This window comes from Streptomyces sp. NPDC029138 (assembly GCF_055564375.1).
Genome location: NZ_JBVHWM010000008.1, coordinates 175,355 through 190,803, shown reverse-complemented (window position 1 = coordinate 190,803; position 15,449 = coordinate 175,355). Strand labels below are relative to the sequence as shown.

The following is a 15,449-nucleotide window of genomic DNA, read 5'->3' as shown; positions in this document are numbered from 1 at the left end:
GGGCGGTGGGGTCGCAGACGGGCGGCGATCAAACACCTCGTGCCCCCCCCCCCCCCCCCCCCCCCCCCCCCCCCCCGGCGCCGCCCGTTACCGCTCCGTCCTCGGCGCACCCGAGTCCGTCGCGCCCCGCCGGCTCGGTGACGTCGACTGCGAGGCCCGGCGGTGGGCCCTGCCGCTCTGGCCCGCGCTGCGCTTCGAGGTGCTCGTCGGGCCCGACGGCGGGGTCTGGAACGAGTGGCTGGTCCGGGCGCCGGGTGCGCCGGCGCCGGAGTTGTGCACCCTGGAGGATCTGACGCCCTGGTCCTGCACGGTGGACGAGGCCGCCCGCGCCTTCGCCCCCGCCCGCCCGCTGGAGGGCACCGCCCCCACCCGGTGGGGGCTGGCCCTCACCGCCCCCGACCGCGACGGCGTACGGCGGCAGGTGGTCGCCGAGTTCACCTGGGGGCTGCTCCAGCGGACGGCCGTCCTCACCTGAGCCCCAACTCACCTTTGTGCCGGCTTTTTGACGCCGTCCCGTTTCCCCGGGATGCAGGACAGCGAAAGCTGGAGCAGCATCGAAGTAGCGGAATCCAGTTATTCCGGGATCATATGCCGGGTCAGAAATGGCTCGTTCAACGGTTCATCACCACACCCATTCAACGGTCAAACAAAGGGGATGGGGTGTTTCGTATGTCCAACAATCAACCGACGGGCGTCCCGGCACCGCTTCAGGCCTTCGAGCCTGGTGTCGAACTGCTCCAGGACGCCCCGGAGGAAGACGTCCGGAGCGGGCTCGACCCGCGAGTCCACGAAAAGGAGAGTTCCGCGACCGGTGCCGCCGATGCCGCGACGGTGCCGCCTCCTCCCGTCGTGCCGGAGGGGGAAGTGCCGCAGAACACGCTCGCGGAACGGTGGCGTCAGCACATCGAGGCGGCTCGGCAGCGAGGAGCGTGATCATGCCGTACTTCCGCAACAGTCATTCCTCGACGATCCAGGTGGCCGGAATGTACTGGGACCCGCAGGCATGCGGGCAGTACGGAAATTACCGGACCATGGGCTGGTGGCGCATCAAGCCCTACGAGCGGGTTCTTCTGGCGCCCAACAATCAGCAGTTCTTCTACTGGTACGCCGAGTCCGACGACGGCCATCGGTGGAGCGGTCTCTACGGCCCCGTCTACACCTATCTGTACCCGTTCGACTCCTGCTTGAATATCGGGTCGACCGGCGCGTGGAAGACGGTGACGATGCGCCCGCACGACCAGTACGCCTTTCCCGGTGGCGTGAACGTGGACATATGAGCGCCCGCTGATCCCCCACCCCGCGAGCACAACTCAAGGAGCATCGTCATGGCCACCGAGCAGGACAAGGGCGCTGCGCGGTACTGCGCTCAGCCCCCGCGGAGAATCCCCGCGCTCGCCCCGGATCTCAGCCTCCCCCGGACCAGAGCGATACTGGTCAACCGGGCGAAGTGGGTGAACGGTACACAGCTGCGGTACTGCTTCCTCGAGGGCGCCGGCGACGGCGTGTCGAAGGCGTGGCTGACCGAGGTCCACAACGGTTTCCAGGAGTGGGAGGATCTCGGGATCGGACTGCGGTTCCGCCCCGAGGACGACCCCGCGGAATCGGAGATCCGGATCGCCTTCGCCGACGACGGGTCCTGGTCGTACGTCGGCACGGACTGTCTCGGCATCGGTTCCGGGGAACCCACGATGAACTTCGGCTGGGACCCGACCTCCCCCTACGGAAAGGTCACGGTCCGGCATGAGATAGGGCACGCGATCGGTTTCACCCACGAGCACCAGAATCCGTTCGCCGGCATCGAGTGGGACGAGCCGAAGGTGTACGAGTACTTGGGTGGACCTCCCAACTTCTGGCCCCGGGAGACGACTTACCACAACATCATCCAAAAGCTCTCCACGAAAGAGGTGAGCGGTTCGGAATGGGACCCGACGTCCGTCATGCACTACGGCTTCGAAGCGGGTCTCATCAAGCGGCCGGAGGCGTACCGGAGCGGGATTCCGTCCCCGCGGGGGCTGTCCGAGCGCGACAAGGAGTACGTGCGCAACTGGTATCCGCCGCTGGCTCCGCACATGGACGCGCTGAAGCCGTTCCAGTCGGCGGTCCTCGACCTCGCCTCGGGCGAGCAGGCCGATTACCGGGTCACCCCGGAGAAGAGCCAGAAGTACCAGTTCAGCACCTTCGGGGACGCCGATGTGCTGATGGTTCTCTTCGAGGACGTCGGCGGTGAGGACCTGCGCTATGTCAGCGGTGAGGACGACAGCGGCGAGAACCGCAACGGCCGCTTCGAGGTCAAGCTCCTCAAGGACCGCCGGTACGTCCTCCGCGTCCGGATGTACTCCACGTGGGGTGCCGGGAGCGCGTCGGTCATGTACTGGTGACCGTCGGGGAGACGGCCGGGGCCGGGTCCTCGGCCGCCGCGAGGATCGCCTCCGTCACGCGCGGCAGCGAGTCCGGGTGCAGCCACAGGAACAAGTTCGGCTCCACCAGCTCCAGTTCCATCAGGCGGGGCTCGCCGTCGTCGCCGTCCACCAGGTCCACGCGCGCGTACAGCAGCCCGGGCGTGCCGGGGACGGCCGCCAACGCCTTGTCGGCGACGGCGAGTTCGGCGTCCGTGGGCTGCCAGCGCTCCAGGTCGGGGTGGGCGACCTTGTCGGCGTCGTACGGGGTGCCGGGTGACAGTACGGCGGCCTTGCGGCTGGCGTGCAGCAGCCGCCCGCCGAAGAACTGAAGCGCCCGCTCGCCGCGCACGTCGATGCCAGGCATGTACGGCTGCACCATCGCGGTGAAGCCCTCCGCGTGCATCCGCGCCAGGTGCCGTACCGCCGTGTCGTGCTCGGCGGGTGTGTAGCGGGCGGCGAACCGGGCGCCCGCGCCCGAGGTCGGCTTGATCACGAACTCGTGCCCGGTCGGCAGGTCGGCCGGCTCACCGGGGGCCAGGTAGTGGGTGGGGACGGTGGGCACGCCGGCCGCCGCCAGCTGCCCGAGGTACCGCTTGTCGGCGTTCCAGCGGACGACGGGGGCCGGGTTGGCGAGCCGGGTCAGCGTGCCGACCCGGTCCACCCAGGCGGCGAACTCCGCGGCCCGCCAGCTGTAGTCCCAGGTCGAGCGGATGACGACCAGGTCGTACCCGCTCCAGTCCACCGCCGGGTCGTCCCAGTGCCGGGCCTCCGCCTCGGCACCGGCGTCCGCGAGCGCCCGCACCAGCACCGGCAGGTCCGCGTCCTTGCTCGGCTCGGCTCCGGGGTCGTAGGTGGCGAGGGCTATGCGGGGCACGGCGGACTCCCTGTCGTACGCGGGTTCGACGGTCGGTGCGGCTGTGAGGCTAACAAGCGTCTCGGGAACCGGGACAGCCCGGTTGACCTTCCCCTTCGGGGAAGCCCCAGCATCGGTGGCGGACGACGAGACGCGCGAGGTGCGCATGGAGCTGCTGACCATCGGGGCGTTCGCGAAGGCGAGCCGGCTGTCGCCGAAGGCCCTGCGCCTGTACGACGAGCTGGAGTTGCTGCGGCCCGCCCGGGTCGACCCGGACACCGGCTACCGCTACTACACCCTCGCCCAACTGGAACGGGCCCGGCTCGTGGCCTGGCTGCGCCGCCTGGGCATGCCCCTGGCGGAGATCCGGACGGTGTGCGCCCTGGACGCGGCGGGCGCGGCCCGGGAGATCAGGGCGTACTGGGCGCGGGTGGAGGCGGAGACGGCCGCACGGCGGGACCTCGCCGCGTTCCTCGTCGACCAGCTGACCGGCGAGTCGAGAGGGGACCACACCACCATGCTGGAACTGCGATACGCGGCCCGTTCGGACCGCGGGCACGTCCGCCCGGCCAACCAGGACGCGGTGTACGCGGGCCGCAGGCTGCTCGCCGTCGCCGACGGCTGCGGCCCGGCGGGGGCGCCCGCGAGCAACGCCGCCGTGGCGGCTCTGAGGTTTTTGGACGAGGAGGAGGAACTGGCCGCCGGCAGTGTGCTGAACCTGCTGGAGGAGGCGGTGCGCGGGGCGAACGAGGCCGTGCAGGACCTCGCGAGGGCCGGAGCGGAGGGCGGCGAGGAGAGCGGCACCACGCTGACCGCGCTGCTGTGGACGGGGTCGAAGCTGGCCCTCGTGCACATCGGGGACTCGCGGGCGTATCTGCTGCGGGACGGCGAGCTGTTCCGCATCACCCACGACCACAGCGTGGTCCAGTCGCTGATCGACGAGGGACGGCTGTCGGAGGAGGAGGCCGAGAGCCATCCGCAGCGGGCCCTGCTGCTGAAGGCCCTGGGTTCCTCCGGTGCGCCGTCGGTGCCGGATCTTCGGGTGCGGGAGGCCCGGGACGGGGACCGGTACCTGTTGTGCTCGGACGGGCTGACGCGGGTCGTTCCCGACGCGCTGATCCAGCGGCTGCTGGCCGCCGAGTCCGGCCCGGAGGCCGCCGTGCGGTCCCTGATCGGCGCGGCCAACGCGGCGGGCGGCCCCGACAACGTCAGCTGTGTCGTCGCCGACGTGGTGATGTCCGCCCGCCCGTCCGTCCCCGTCGGCTAGAACTGGCCGTATGGCACGGCACGGCACCGACGCGTACACCGGTGCGGACGGGCTGCCGCCCCTCGTCCGGCGCGCCCTGTCCGCCGCCCGCGCGCACGGCTTCCCCTTCTCCTGCCGGCCCGAACAGGGCCGCCTGCTGCACACGCCGGCGGGCGGCGCCCGGCTCCGGATCGGGGAGACCGGCACCGGGCTCGGCGTCGGCCTGGCCTGGCTCGCGTCGGGGGCCGCGCCCGGTGTACGGCTGGTCAGCGTCGAGCGGGAGCCGGAGCGGGCGCGGCGCGCCGCCGAGGTCTTCGCCGGCCGCCCCGAGGTCACCGTGCTGACCGGCGACTGGCGGCGGATCGAGGAGTACGGCCCCTTCGACCTGCTCGTCCTCGAGGGGGCGGGCAGGGCAAGGCGGCCGGGGGCGCGCCGGCCGACGTGGTGCGGCTGCCGGCGCCCGGCGGGACGGTCGTCGTCGACGACTTCACGCCCGCGGCCGGATGGCCCCCGCTGCACGAGGGCCGGGTCGACCGGGCGCGGCTGCACTGGCTGGAGCATCCCGCGCTGCGGGCGGTCGAGCTGCGGCTCACGGCCGATCTGAGCGCGGTCGTCGGGACGCGGGTCCTGGTGTAGGAAGGGTGCTGTCGTCCCCGGCAGTCGGCACCGCCGACAGTAAGGAGTGCGCCGCGTGTCCTCCCTCTTTCCCGCCCTGACGGATGGTCCAGGCGAGCGCAGCGAGATGGGGGTCCCCCCGGACGAAGTCTGGGAGAGGGCCGCCCTGCGGTTCGGACCACGGACTCTGACGTACGGCGGGCTGGCGGGCGCCGCGGGTGCCCTCGCCGCGCGGATCGGGGGCTCCGGCCGGGTCGCCGTGTGGGCCACGCCGGAGCTGGAGACCGCCGTCGCGGTGACCGGCGCGCTGCTCGCCGGGGCGGCGGCGGTGCCGCTCAACCCGAAGTCGGGTGAGAAGGAGCTGGCGCACATCCTGTCCGACAGCGCGCCGTCGCTCGTGCTCGCCGCGCCCGGTGCGGAACTGCCGCCGGTGTTCGGCGACTTGGCGCGGATCGATGTCGACGCGTCCGCCGCCGGTGCCGTGCCGGAGGAGCGGGTCCCGGACGGCGACCCGGCACTGATCGTCTACACCTCCGGCACCACCGGCCCGCCCAAGGGCGCGGTCCTGCCGCGCCGGGCCCTCGCCACCACCCTGGACGCGCTCGCCGACGCCTGGCAGTGGACCGGCGACGATGTGCTGGTGCACGGGCTGCCGCTGTTCCATGTGCACGGGCTGGTGCTGGGCGTCCTGGGCCCGCTGCGGCGCGGCGGCTCGGTGCGGCACCTGGGCCGGTTCTCCCCCGAGGGCGTGGCCCGGGAGCTGAACGCGGGCGCGACCATGGTGTTCGGGGTGCCGACGATGTACCACCGGATCGCGGAGGCGCTGCCCGGCGACCCGGAGCTGGCCAAGGCGCTCGCCGGGGCCCGGCTGCTGGTCTCGGGCTCGGCCGCGCTGCCGGTCCACGACCACGAGCGGATCGCGGCGGCGACCGGGCGCCGAGTGATCGAGCGGTACGGCATGACCGAGACGCTGATGAACACCAGCGTGCGGGCCGACGGGGAGGCCCGGGCCGGGACGGTCGGGGTGCCGCTGCCGGGTGTGGAGCTGCGGCTGGTGGAGGAGGACGGTACGGAGATCACCGCGTACGACGGCGAGAGCGTCGGGGAGATCCAGGTGCGCGGCCCGAACCTGTTCACCGAGTACCTGAACCGGCCCGACGCCACCGCCGCCGCGTTCACCGCCGACGGCTGGTTCCGCACCGGGGACATGGCCGTGCGCGAGCCCGACGGCTATGTCCGCATCGTCGGGCGCAAGGCCACCGACCTGATCAAGAGCGGGGGTTACAAGATCGGGGCCGGTGAGATCGAGAACGCGCTGCTGGAGCACCCGGGGGTGCGGGAGGCGGCGGTCACCGGGGAGCCGGACGCCGACCTGGGCGAGCGGATCGTGGCCTGGATCGTCCCGGCGGACCCGGAGAACCCGCCCGCTGACGAGGAGTTGGCTGACCATGTGGCCCGGCGGCTGGCCCCGCACAAGCGCCCCCGGGTCGTCCGCCGTCTGGAGGCGCTCCCCCGCAACGACATGGGGAAGATCATGAAGCGGGCCCTGCCCGATGCCTGAGCGGCTCTCGGCACGGCGGATACTCGCGCTGGTCGCGGACGCGGACAGCTTCCGCGAACTGCCCTCCCCGGCACGGGAGTCGCAGCAGGACGGCCCCCTCGGCTGGCAGGGCTACGACGCCTCCCGCGCCCGTGCCGCCGCCCGCACCGGCGAGCAGGAGTCGGTCGTCTGCGGCACCGCGCACGTCGAGGGCACCCGGGCCGTCCTGATCGCCTTCGAGTTCGGCTTCCTGGGCGGCTCGCTGGGCGAGCGCACCGGGGACCGGCTGGAGGCGGCGTACACCCATGCCCGTGAACACCGGCTGCCGGTGGTGCCGTTGATCGCGACCGGGGGCAGCCGGATGCAGGAGGGCATGCTCGCGCTCACGCAACTCCAGCGGGTGGCCCGTCAGTCCGCGCTCACCCGCGAGGCCGGCCTGCCCCAGATCGCGGTCCTGCGGGACCCGACGACCGGCGGCGGCTGGGCCACCCTCGGCGCGGGAGCGGACATCGTCCTGGCCCTCCCCGGCGCCCAGGTCGGCTTCGCCGGCTCCCGGGTCCGCCCGCCCGACGCCGACCCGGCCGCGTACACGGCGGAGTCCCAGCTGGCGGCGGGCTCGGCGGACGCGGTGGTGGAGCCGGCGGAGCTGAAGGGGGTGCTCGGGGGGTGGCTGCGGCTGCTGGCCGGGCGGGCGGCGGGAGTCACGCCGGACGACAGCGCGCCGGCCGTCGCTCCCACCCCGGCGTCCGCCCGGGGGGCCGAGCCCGCACCCGTGCCGGGCGCGCTCGGGCGGGGCTGGCCGGCCGGGACCGGGTGGGAGGCCGTCGAACGGGCCAGGGCGGCCGAACGGCCACGGGCGCGGGCCTACCTGGACGCCTATTTCGACCACCGGCTGCCGATCAGCGGTGACCGGTGCGGCGGTACCGATCCCGGCGGGATGCTGTGCGGGTTCGGTGAGCGGGACGGCCGTACCGTGGCCTACGCGGCGCAGACCGGGACGGCGACCCGCCCCGCCGGGTACCGCACCGCGACCCGGCTGATCCGGCTGGCGGACCGGTTCGGCGTCCCGGTGCTGACGCTGGTGGACACCCCGGGTGCCGCGAACGACGCGGAGGCGGAGCGGCAGGGCGTCGGCGCGGCCGTCGCCGAGGTGTTCGGCGCGGTGGCCGCCGCCCGGGTGCCGATCACCACCCTCGTCATCGGCGAGGGCGGCTCCGGCGGCGCCCTGGCGCTGGCCGCGCCCGGCAACACCTGGGCAACGCCGGACAGTTACTTCTCGGTGATCGCCCCGGAACTGGCGGCGGCCATCCTGAAACGCCCGCCGGAGGAGGTCCGGCCGACCGCGGACCAGCTCCGCGTCCGTCCACAGGACCTGCTGGAGCTGGGCGTGATCCAGGGCATCGTCTGAAGGCCCCCGGAGCGCTACCGGACCGCCACCGCCCGAATGATCTCCTGCGTCACCGCTCCCCCCTTGTCGTCGTGGGCCGAGGCCCGCAACGAAACGGACGACGCGCCGCGCGGCACGGTCAGCGTGCCGCGCCAGGAGTGGTCCCGGCCGGTGCCCAGGGGGACCGTCCGCCAGGTCGTGCCGTCGTCGTACGACACCTCCAGCCGGCCGCCGCCGAGCCTGCCGGTGCCCGAGGCGCGGGCCACGTACGAGGCGCTGAGCCCGACGGGTACCCGCCGCCCGCCGGGCACGGCACCGGCGAGGTCGGTGTCGAGGTCGTAGGCGAGGTTGATCAGCGGCAGGTACGTCCAGTGGTCCTCGGGGGTGGCCGCCGAGCGGAACGTCCACTCGGTGTGGCCCCGGGTGGCGAGCGGCCACCGGCCGGCGTCGAGGGCGGTGTCGGTGACGACCTGGTACGTGTGCGCGTCGGCGGGCGCGTCCCGGACGTAGGCGGCGGAACCGGTGTTCTGGTCGACCAGGGTGCCGTCGAGCCGGACGGAGGTGGTCTGGTGCATCCCGCTGTCCTCGCTCCACACGTCGCCGAAACCGGTGTGGTCGGGCCCGGAGTCGCCCCAGCCGGGCACGTTCAGCTGGATCTGGTTCCCCGCGCGCTGCTGGCCCCAGCCGAGCCCGCCGCCCAGCCACGGGTGCCACACGGGCCGGAACCAGTGCAGCGCCGGCCGGGTCCCGCCGTCGTAGCGGACGAGTCCGCCGCGCTCCTCCAGCGCGCCGTCGGCGGCGGTGACGGACTCGTGCCACAGCTGGCCGGGGCCGGTGGAGACGTAGTCCGTGCGCTCGGCGGGCAGGGCGACCCGCTCCTGGAAGCCGAGGCCGATCGGGAAGGTGTCGGTGATCGAGTACCGGAACTCGCCGCCGCTCCGGGACCGTGCGGGATGGAACGTGACGTGTACCGCCGCCAGTCGGCGGGCGCCGGGCGCGTACGTGAGGTCCCGGTCCGGGATCGCTCCCCGGTGGCCCTCGGAGAGGTCGTACACGTACGGCGAGTCGGCGGTGCCGGTCATGCCGGCCCGGCCCGCCGCCCTGAGGCGTGCCGCGTCCGCCTGGTTCACGGTGGCGATCAGCAGGGGCCGGTCGGCGTTGTCGTCGGTGCCCCACCAGGCCATCAGCCGGCCGGGCGCGTCGTCCGTGACGAACAGGGCCCTGGCGCCGGCGTCCTGCGCGGCCCGCGCGAGCGCGGCCGGGTCGGCGCCGTCGGTGAGGCGGGCGAGCACGGCCTTGCCGTACACCCCGGTGACGGGTCCGTCGCCGACGTCCACCAGGGGCAGTCGCGTGCGGCCCTCGAGGAGGGTGCCGCCGGGCTGGACGGTGGCCTCGTCGATGCCCCTGACCTCCAGTCGCGGCGCGGCCAGCCGCCATACGGTCCGGTACTCGAAGGTGCCCTGCGTGACCTCGGGCGTGGGCGCGGCGAAGACGCTGTCGTAGGTGAGGGGCACCTGGACCGCGCCGAACAGGTCGGCGCCGTTCGCCTTCCGGTCGTACTCCATGACCAGCTGGTGGGTCTCGGTGCGCCGGTCCACGTCCGCGCGGATCTCCCGCAGTGTGCGGCCGTCCAGGGTGACGTCGCGGTTCCGGTCGAGGGTGATCTCGGGGGCGGTGAGGAAGCCGAGGCCGAGGGAGTCGGCGCCGTGGCTGCCGGGCACGTCGAGGAAGGTGGCGAGGGAGTAGGTGCCGGGCTTCAGGCGCAGCCGGAGCGTGCCGGACCCGCCGACGTGGACGGGCTCGGCGTCCGCGCCCTCGGCGAGCCGCTGCACGGTGAGGTCGGCGGCGGCCGGAGCGCCCGACCGGTCCTTGACGTGGACGGTGAGGGTGTACCGCTCCTCCTCCTTGACCAGCCCGAACACGGTGTGCGCGACCGTGTCGCCGGACGGGTCGGTGGCCACGATCTGCCCGCTGGTCTCGCCGACCGGTGCCTTGGATCCGTCACCGGTGACCGTGGTGGAGGCCGTGCCGTGGGCGGGCACGGTGAGGGTGTCGTCGGCGAGGGTGGCGACGCCGTCGGGGGCGCCCCGCACCGACAGCCTCAACTCGGCCGGTGAGTCGGAGGAGTTGGTGTAGGTGACGGTCCGGGTGATCGGCTTGTTCGCGTCGTACGGCCAGCTGTGGAAGCCGAGGTCGGCGCTGCCGGTGGCGGTGACCGTGGCGTGCACCGCGTCCGGCACGCTCACCCGGCCCGCGCCCAGCGCGTAGGCGGAGGCGTCCAGTTGCTTCGAGCTGGACATCAGGGCGTCCTTCAACCGCGCGCCGGTCCAGTCCGGATGCTTCTCGGCGAGCAGCGCCGCGACGCCCGCTACCTGGGGGGTCGCCATGGACGTACCGCTCATGGAGGTGTAGTAGCCGGAACCGGTCAGGAGCTGGGAGCGGGCGGCGAGGATGTCCACGCCGGGGGCGGCGAGGTCGGGCTTGAGGGCGTTGTCGCCGTACCGGGGTCCGGCGGAGGTGAACCAGGCCGCCTGGTCGGCGGAGTCGACCGCGCCGACGGTGAGGGCGGCGTCGGCGGCGCCCGGCGAGCCGATGGAGGAGGGGGCGCCGGTGTTGCCGGCGGCGACGACGAACAGCGCGCCGGTCTCCTTCGAGAGGGTGTTCACCGCCTGCGCCATGGGGTCGGTGCCGTCGCTCGCCTCCGTCGAGCCCAGGCTCATGGAGACGATCCGGGCGCGCACGTCCCGTGCCGCCCACTCCATCCCGGCGATGATCTGGGACTCGCTGCCCGAACCCTGGTCGCTGAGCACCTTGCCGACCGCGAGGGTCGCGCCCGGCGCCACCCCCTTCTCGGTGCCGTCGGAGGCGGCGCCGCTGCCGCCGACGGTGGAGGCGACGTGGGTGCCGTGGCCGTTGCGGTCGGCGACCTCCTGCCCGTCGACGAAGCTCCTGGTGACGCTCACCCGGTCCGTCAGGTCGGGGTGCCCGAGGTCGGCGCCGCTGTCCAGGACGGCGACGGTGACGCCCTTGCCGGTGAGCCCCGCGTCCCAGCCCGTCGCTGTGCCGATCTGGGCGTTGCTCTCGGCGAGTTCGGCCGTCACCCGCCCGTCGAGCCACACCTTGTCGATGCCGGGCGTCCGGGTGAACGACCGCCAGAACGCGCGCCCCTTGCCGGCCTCCACGGCGGCGCCGCGCAGACTGGGCAGCGCACGGGTCCGCTCGGCACCGGCCGGGGTCGCGGCCCGCGCGCTCTTGTCGTAGGTGACGATCAGCGGCAGCGCGTCGGCCTCGGCGTCGGTGAGCCCCTGCCGGATGAGCCCGCTGACGTCGAACAGCCGCCGGTCCAGCGTCCCGGCCCGCAGATACGGCAGCGCCTCGTCCGGTACGACGGTGAGGTGGCCGTCGCCGCGCTGCGTCCGTACGGCACCGGTGGCGCCGACGGGCCGCCGCACGGTGACCGTCTGTCTGCCGTGCCCGAGGTCGGTGACGGTCACCTTGTCGCCGGTGACGAGGGTGACGGTGGTGGTACCGCTGGCGCCGGGGCCCTGAGGGTGCGGCGCCGCGACCGCCGGGCCGGCCGGGAGCAGGGCGCTCACCAGCCCCGCCGCCAGCAGCGCCGCCCCGCGTCTGACTGGTCCTGTGCTCATCCACGCCTCTTCTCGTGTGTGGCGAGTCGTGTGCAGCAAGTCGTGCGTAGCGAGTGCGTCGAGTGCTGGGACGAGTGTGATGTGTCGCTTGTCGTACGGGAGTTGGTCGATGGTGACGGAAAGGCGCCCTGGCGGGTTTTCGCCAACCTCAGAACATGTCCCGCGCCTCACCGCCGCGTGTGTGACTCCCGTGGCACCGTCCGTAACATGGGCGGTGGTCACTGGTCGGGTACGACGGGGGAGCGAGCGTCACCGTGGACGAGTTGGTGGAGTTCAGGACCGAGGACGGCGCGTTCGTCGTGGTGGAGGGCGCCGGCGGCACGAGATCGGGGGCCCGCCTCGTTTCGCGCGGCGACGGACCGGCACAGGCCGCGCGCACCTTCGAGGGAGCACTCGACGGCGTACGGGCGGCCGCCTCGGCGGCGCTGCGGGTCTTCCGGGACGGCAGCCTGCGCCCGGACGCGGTGGAGATCGAGTTCGGTGTGCGGCTGTCCGCGGAGGCCGGTGCCGTCATCGCGAAGGGGTCGGCGGAGGGCCACCTCGTCGTCAAGCTCAGCTGGTCCCCCGGGCAGGCGCCGGACCGGGCCGCCCAGGGGCAGCACCCGCCGGCGCAGGCCGCGCCCGGACAGCACGCCTCACCCCCGGCCCTGCCCGGCCAGGCCACGCCCGACCGGACCGTGCCCGGCCCGGAGTCCGCCGACCGGTGATGCGCAGCGCTGCCTGGCAGGCCAGGATCGCCTGCGGCGACGCGGTGGGGGCCGGTTTCCTGGTCACCGGCCGCCGGCTGCTCACCTGCGCCCACGTCGTCAGGTGGAGCGACCGGGCAGCCGTGACCGTCACCTTCCCGCACGCCAGGGAGCTGGGCGAGCTGTCCGCCTCGGTAGTCGCCCACGGCGGCTGGGCGGGCGAGGTCACCGACCCCGGCGATGTCGCCGTACTCGAACTGGACCGTGACGTCCCGCTCGCCCCGGCCGGTTTCGCCCCGCCCGACGCCGCGTACACCGAGCCGTACCCCCGGCTGATCGCGTACGGCTTCCCCGAGGGTTACGACGAGGGCACCCTCGCCGAGGTCCAGACCGTCTCCGGCCAGTTGATCGCCGGGGAGTGGCTGGAGCTGGTGGCGTGGCAGGGGCACGGGCAGCCGCTCGTGGACGGGTTCAGCGGGGCGGCGGCGACGCTCCCGGACGGCAGGGTGGCCGGAATGGTCACCGCGGCCGTGGGTTCGTCGCCGGACGTGCGCAAGGGCCGGATGCTGCCGCTGGACGTGCTGGCCCGCTACTGGCCCGAGCTGGGCGAGTTGGTGCCCACCCCGGGTCACCGGGACGACGCCCGCCGGCGGCTGTACGCCCTGCTGCGCCGGGCCGTGGCCGCCGCAGGCCGGGCGGGCGATCCGAACCGGCTGTACGTGGACGCGGTGGGCGCCTTCGGGCCGCCCCTGCCCCCGGGCGGCTTCCCCTCCCTGTGGGCGGCCGCCGCCTATGTGCAGTGGGAGGTCCCCGATCCGCAGGCGGTGAGCCGGTTCGCCGACCGGCTCGTGGAACTCCTGGACGAAGACCCGGCGTTACGGGCCCCGGCGGCCCCGGACACCCCGGCCCCGGCGGACGCGTCGGCGGCTCCCGCCTGGTCCCCGGTCGTCGTGGAGATCGATCACAGTGGCGCCGGTCCCGACCAGGTGACCGTGGAGGTGTCCGCGTACCGCGACGGCCGGCGCCGGCCGGTGGGCGCTCGCCGGCTGCCGCGCACCGGGGTGCGGGCCTACGTCCAGAGCCGCATCGACGAAGCCGTCGCCCATCTCGCCCCGGACGCCGACGAGCTGGTGACGTTCGTCCTGCCGCGCGAGTGGCTCAACGAGGCGGTGGCGCACTGGGAGTGCGGCGCGGACGACAGCACGCCGCTCGGCTGCGCCTATCCCCTCGTGGTGACCGACCGGGCGCGCCACCACAGCGGCCGGCTGCGCCACCAGCTGCGCAAGAAGTGGCAGAAGCTGGACTCCGGCGGCGGGGTCGAGGTGCACCGCGTCGAGTGCGGCACCCGGGAACGACCGCCGAGCCTGCGCAAGCGGCTCTGGGACGGCGACGCCGGGCTGGCGGGCTACGCGGCCCCGCCGACCACGGCACGGCAGCACTTCGAGGTCGGCCTCACCGTACCCGTCCCGATCCTGCTGTGGCCGCGCACCGGCTCTCCCTGCACCGGGCACGAGGACACGCCCCGCACAGGCGCCGAGCCGGGAAGTCCGCCCTGCCCCGGCACCGCGTTCCTCGACCAGCTCGCCGCGTCGGTCGCCGGCGTGCCGCCCGCCGAACTGCCGCGCCACATCCTGTCGTTGCGGCTGACCGCGGACGCCGCCGACGAGCCGGACCTGCACTGGGCGAGAGACCTCCAGCTGCTCTGGGACGACCCGCGCTGCTTCCCCGAGACCACCGCGAGCCTGCACTCGCCCGTCGCCTGATCCCCGCACGACCGAACCGCCCCCCACGGAGAAGAAGAGCCCATGCCCCTGTGGCCCGTCTACACCGGTACGAACGAGCCGCACGACGGCATCACCGAGCTGCCCCCGCCGCCACCCTGGCGGGCCTTCGACGGCGGGCCGGTGCTCCCGGCGCCGGACGCGGCCGCCGACGCCTCCGCCGTCTCCCCGGACCGCACGCACCGCGCCGAGACCTACCAGGCCACGCCGGAGACGGTCCAGCTGGTCAACGCGGCCCTGTATCTGCGCCGCCCGCTGCTGGTCACCGGCCCGCCCGGCACCGGCAAGTCCTCGCTGGTGTACGCGGTCGCCCGGGAGCTGCGGCTCGGCCCGGTGCTGCGCTGGAACATCACCAGCCGCAGCACGCTCCACGACGGCCTCTACCAGTACGACCCGCTCTCGCGGCTGTACGCGGCCCGGCAGGAGGCCGCCCGGCACGGCGGGGCCGAGGGCGCGGACGACCGGACGGGCATCGAGCACCATCTGCGCCTGGGCCCGCTCGGCACCGCCCTCCTGCCGTACGCCCGGCCCCGCGCGCTGCTCATCGACGAGATCGACAAGAGCGACCTCGACCTGCCCAACGACCTGCTGAACGTGCTGGAGGAGGGCCAGTACGAGATCCCCGAGCTGGTGCGTGCCGCGCGGCTCGCGCCGGACGGCGTCGCCGAGGTGCTGGCCGACGGCACCGACGAGCGGGTCCCGGTGGCCCGCGGGCGGGTCCGCTGCCGGGCCTTCCCCTTCGTCGTCCTCACCAGCAACGGCGAACGGGAGTTCCCGCCCGCCTTCCTGCGCCGCTGCGTCACCCTGCACCTGCGGCAGCCCGACGACCGCCGACTCGCCGAGATCGTCCGCGCCCACCTGGGCGAACCCGACGCCCAGGCGCGCACCCTGATCGACCGGTTCCTGTCCCGGGCGGGCGTCGGCGACCTGGCCACGGACCAGCTCCTCAACGCGATCTACCTGGCCCGCTCCGCCGACCTGGACGCCGACTCCCTCGACGGGCTGGCCGAACAGCTGATGCCGTACCTGGGGCAGAGCGCGCAGTCCGATGTCTTCTGAGCCTGCCGAGTTCCCCGAACCATCCGGGGCGTCCGAGCCTTCCGGGCCCACCGGCGCTTCCGGGCCCGCCGGGCCCCCCGGGCCCGCCGGGTCTTCCGCGCCCCCCGGGCCCGCCGACTCTTCCGGGTCCGCCGGGTCCAGCGACTCTTCCGCATCCCCCGGACCCGCCGACTCTTCCGCATCCCCCGGACCCGCCGACTCTTCCACGTCCCCCGGACCCGCCGACTCTTCCACGT

13 protein-coding genes are annotated in these 15,449 nt (G+C 74.0%); 11 read left to right on the top strand and 2 right to left on the bottom strand.

Going from position 1 to position 15,449, the window contains the following annotated elements; all coding sequences use genetic code 11:
* The 4 genes from ACZ4WH_RS11155 to ACZ4WH_RS11140 form a co-directional block, all read left to right on the top strand.
* Positions 1 to 475, top strand: a 475-nt coding sequence (locus tag ACZ4WH_RS11155; protein WP_468178968.1) for a hypothetical protein, incomplete at its 5' end; no start/stop codon positions are given.
* Between the two features lie 194 nt (positions 476 to 669).
* On the top strand, positions 670 to 933 hold the full coding sequence (locus ACZ4WH_RS11150) for a hypothetical protein (protein WP_468178966.1): 264 nt from the start codon (positions 670 to 672) through the stop codon (positions 931 to 933).
* Positions 934 to 935: 2 nt separating this feature from the next.
* A complete protein-coding gene (locus tag ACZ4WH_RS11145; RefSeq protein ID WP_468178964.1) occupies positions 936 to 1,277 on the top strand; it encodes a hypothetical protein in 342 nt (113 codons plus the stop codon).
* Between the two features lie 48 nt (positions 1,278 to 1,325).
* Positions 1,326 to 2,378, top strand: a complete 1,053-nt coding sequence (locus ACZ4WH_RS11140; protein ID WP_468178962.1) for a M12 family metallopeptidase — start codon at positions 1,326 to 1,328, stop codon at positions 2,376 to 2,378.
* On the opposite strand, the gene ACZ4WH_RS11135 is transcribed toward ACZ4WH_RS11140, so the two are convergent.
* Positions 2,365 to 3,273, bottom strand: coding sequence for an ATP-grasp domain-containing protein (locus ACZ4WH_RS11135; protein ID WP_468178960.1), 909 nt, complete (start codon positions 3,271 to 3,273; stop codon positions 2,365 to 2,367). The genes ACZ4WH_RS11140 and ACZ4WH_RS11135 overlap by 14 nt on opposite strands.
* A gap of 145 nt (positions 3,274 to 3,418) precedes the next feature.
* Here ACZ4WH_RS11135 and ACZ4WH_RS11130 point away from each other — a divergent pair, with 145 nt between their 5' ends.
* The 4 genes from ACZ4WH_RS11130 to ACZ4WH_RS11115 all read left to right on the top strand — a co-directional run bounded on the left by ACZ4WH_RS11130 (position 3,419) and on the right by ACZ4WH_RS11115 (position 8,061).
* Positions 3,419 to 4,519 carry a MerR family transcriptional regulator gene (locus ACZ4WH_RS11130; RefSeq protein WP_468178978.1) on the top strand — a complete coding sequence of 367 codons (1,101 nt, stop codon included), beginning with the start codon at positions 3,419 to 3,421 and terminating at the stop codon, positions 4,517 to 4,519.
* A 10-nt stretch (positions 4,520 to 4,529) separates the two neighbouring features.
* Positions 4,530 to 5,102, top strand: a complete 573-nt coding sequence (locus ACZ4WH_RS11125; protein WP_468178958.1) for an O-methyltransferase — start codon at positions 4,530 to 4,532, stop codon at positions 5,100 to 5,102.
* 87 nt (positions 5,103 to 5,189) lie between these two features.
* A complete protein-coding gene (locus tag ACZ4WH_RS11120) occupies positions 5,190 to 6,674 on the top strand; it encodes an acyl-CoA synthetase (protein ID WP_468178955.1) in 1,485 nt (494 codons plus the stop codon).
* Positions 6,667 to 8,061, top strand: coding sequence for a carboxyl transferase domain-containing protein (locus tag ACZ4WH_RS11115; protein ID WP_468178953.1), 1,395 nt, complete (start codon positions 6,667 to 6,669; stop codon positions 8,059 to 8,061). The genes ACZ4WH_RS11120 and ACZ4WH_RS11115 overlap by 8 nt, the downstream gene beginning before the upstream one ends.
* A 14-nt stretch (positions 8,062 to 8,075) precedes the next feature.
* Here ACZ4WH_RS11115 and ACZ4WH_RS11110 read toward each other — a convergent pair whose 3' ends face one another.
* Positions 8,076 to 11,687: a S8 family serine peptidase gene (locus ACZ4WH_RS11110; protein ID WP_468178951.1), complete on the bottom strand. Its 3,612-nt coding sequence runs from the start codon at positions 11,685 to 11,687 to the stop codon at positions 8,076 to 8,078.
* Positions 11,688 to 11,941: 254 nt separating this feature from the next.
* Here ACZ4WH_RS11110 and ACZ4WH_RS11105 point away from each other — a divergent pair, with 254 nt between their 5' ends.
* The 3 genes from ACZ4WH_RS11105 to ACZ4WH_RS11095 are packed head-to-tail and all read left to right on the top strand — an operon-like array spanning position 11,942 to position 15,213.
* Positions 11,942 to 12,394 carry a CU044_2847 family protein gene (locus ACZ4WH_RS11105; RefSeq protein WP_468178949.1) on the top strand — a complete coding sequence of 151 codons (453 nt, stop codon included), beginning with the start codon at positions 11,942 to 11,944 and terminating at the stop codon, positions 12,392 to 12,394.
* Positions 12,394 to 14,136: a VMAP-C domain-containing protein gene (locus ACZ4WH_RS11100; RefSeq protein ID WP_468178947.1), complete on the top strand. Its 1,743-nt coding sequence runs from the start codon at positions 12,394 to 12,396 to the stop codon at positions 14,134 to 14,136. The genes ACZ4WH_RS11105 and ACZ4WH_RS11100 overlap by 1 nt, the downstream gene beginning before the upstream one ends.
* A 42-nt stretch (positions 14,137 to 14,178) precedes the next feature.
* Positions 14,179 to 15,213, top strand: coding sequence for an AAA family ATPase (locus ACZ4WH_RS11095; RefSeq protein ID WP_468178945.1), 1,035 nt, complete (start codon positions 14,179 to 14,181; stop codon positions 15,211 to 15,213).
* Positions 15,214 to 15,449 lie beyond the last annotated feature (236 nt).

Coding starts and splice junctions, on each gene's coding strand:
- ACZ4WH_RS11125 (WP_468178958.1), top strand. CDS start 4,530: ATGGCACGGCACGGCACCGACGCGTACACCGGTGCGGACGGGCTGCCG.
- ACZ4WH_RS11095 (WP_468178945.1), top strand. CDS start 14,179: ATGCCCCTGTGGCCCGTCTACACCGGTACGAACGAGCCGCACGACGGC.
- ACZ4WH_RS11150 (WP_468178966.1), top strand. CDS start 670: ATGTCCAACAATCAACCGACGGGCGTCCCGGCACCGCTTCAGGCCTTC.
- ACZ4WH_RS11100 (WP_468178947.1), top strand. CDS start 12,394: ATGCGCAGCGCTGCCTGGCAGGCCAGGATCGCCTGCGGCGACGCGGTG.
- ACZ4WH_RS11130 (WP_468178978.1), top strand. CDS start 3,419: ATGGAGCTGCTGACCATCGGGGCGTTCGCGAAGGCGAGCCGGCTGTCG.
- ACZ4WH_RS11140 (WP_468178962.1), top strand. CDS start 1,326: ATGGCCACCGAGCAGGACAAGGGCGCTGCGCGGTACTGCGCTCAGCCC.
- ACZ4WH_RS11115 (WP_468178953.1), top strand. CDS start 6,667: ATGCCTGAGCGGCTCTCGGCACGGCGGATACTCGCGCTGGTCGCGGAC.
- ACZ4WH_RS11110 (WP_468178951.1), bottom strand. CDS start 11,687: ATGAGCACAGGACCAGTCAGACGCGGGGCGGCGCTGCTGGCGGCGGGG.
- ACZ4WH_RS11145 (WP_468178964.1), top strand. CDS start 936: ATGCCGTACTTCCGCAACAGTCATTCCTCGACGATCCAGGTGGCCGGA.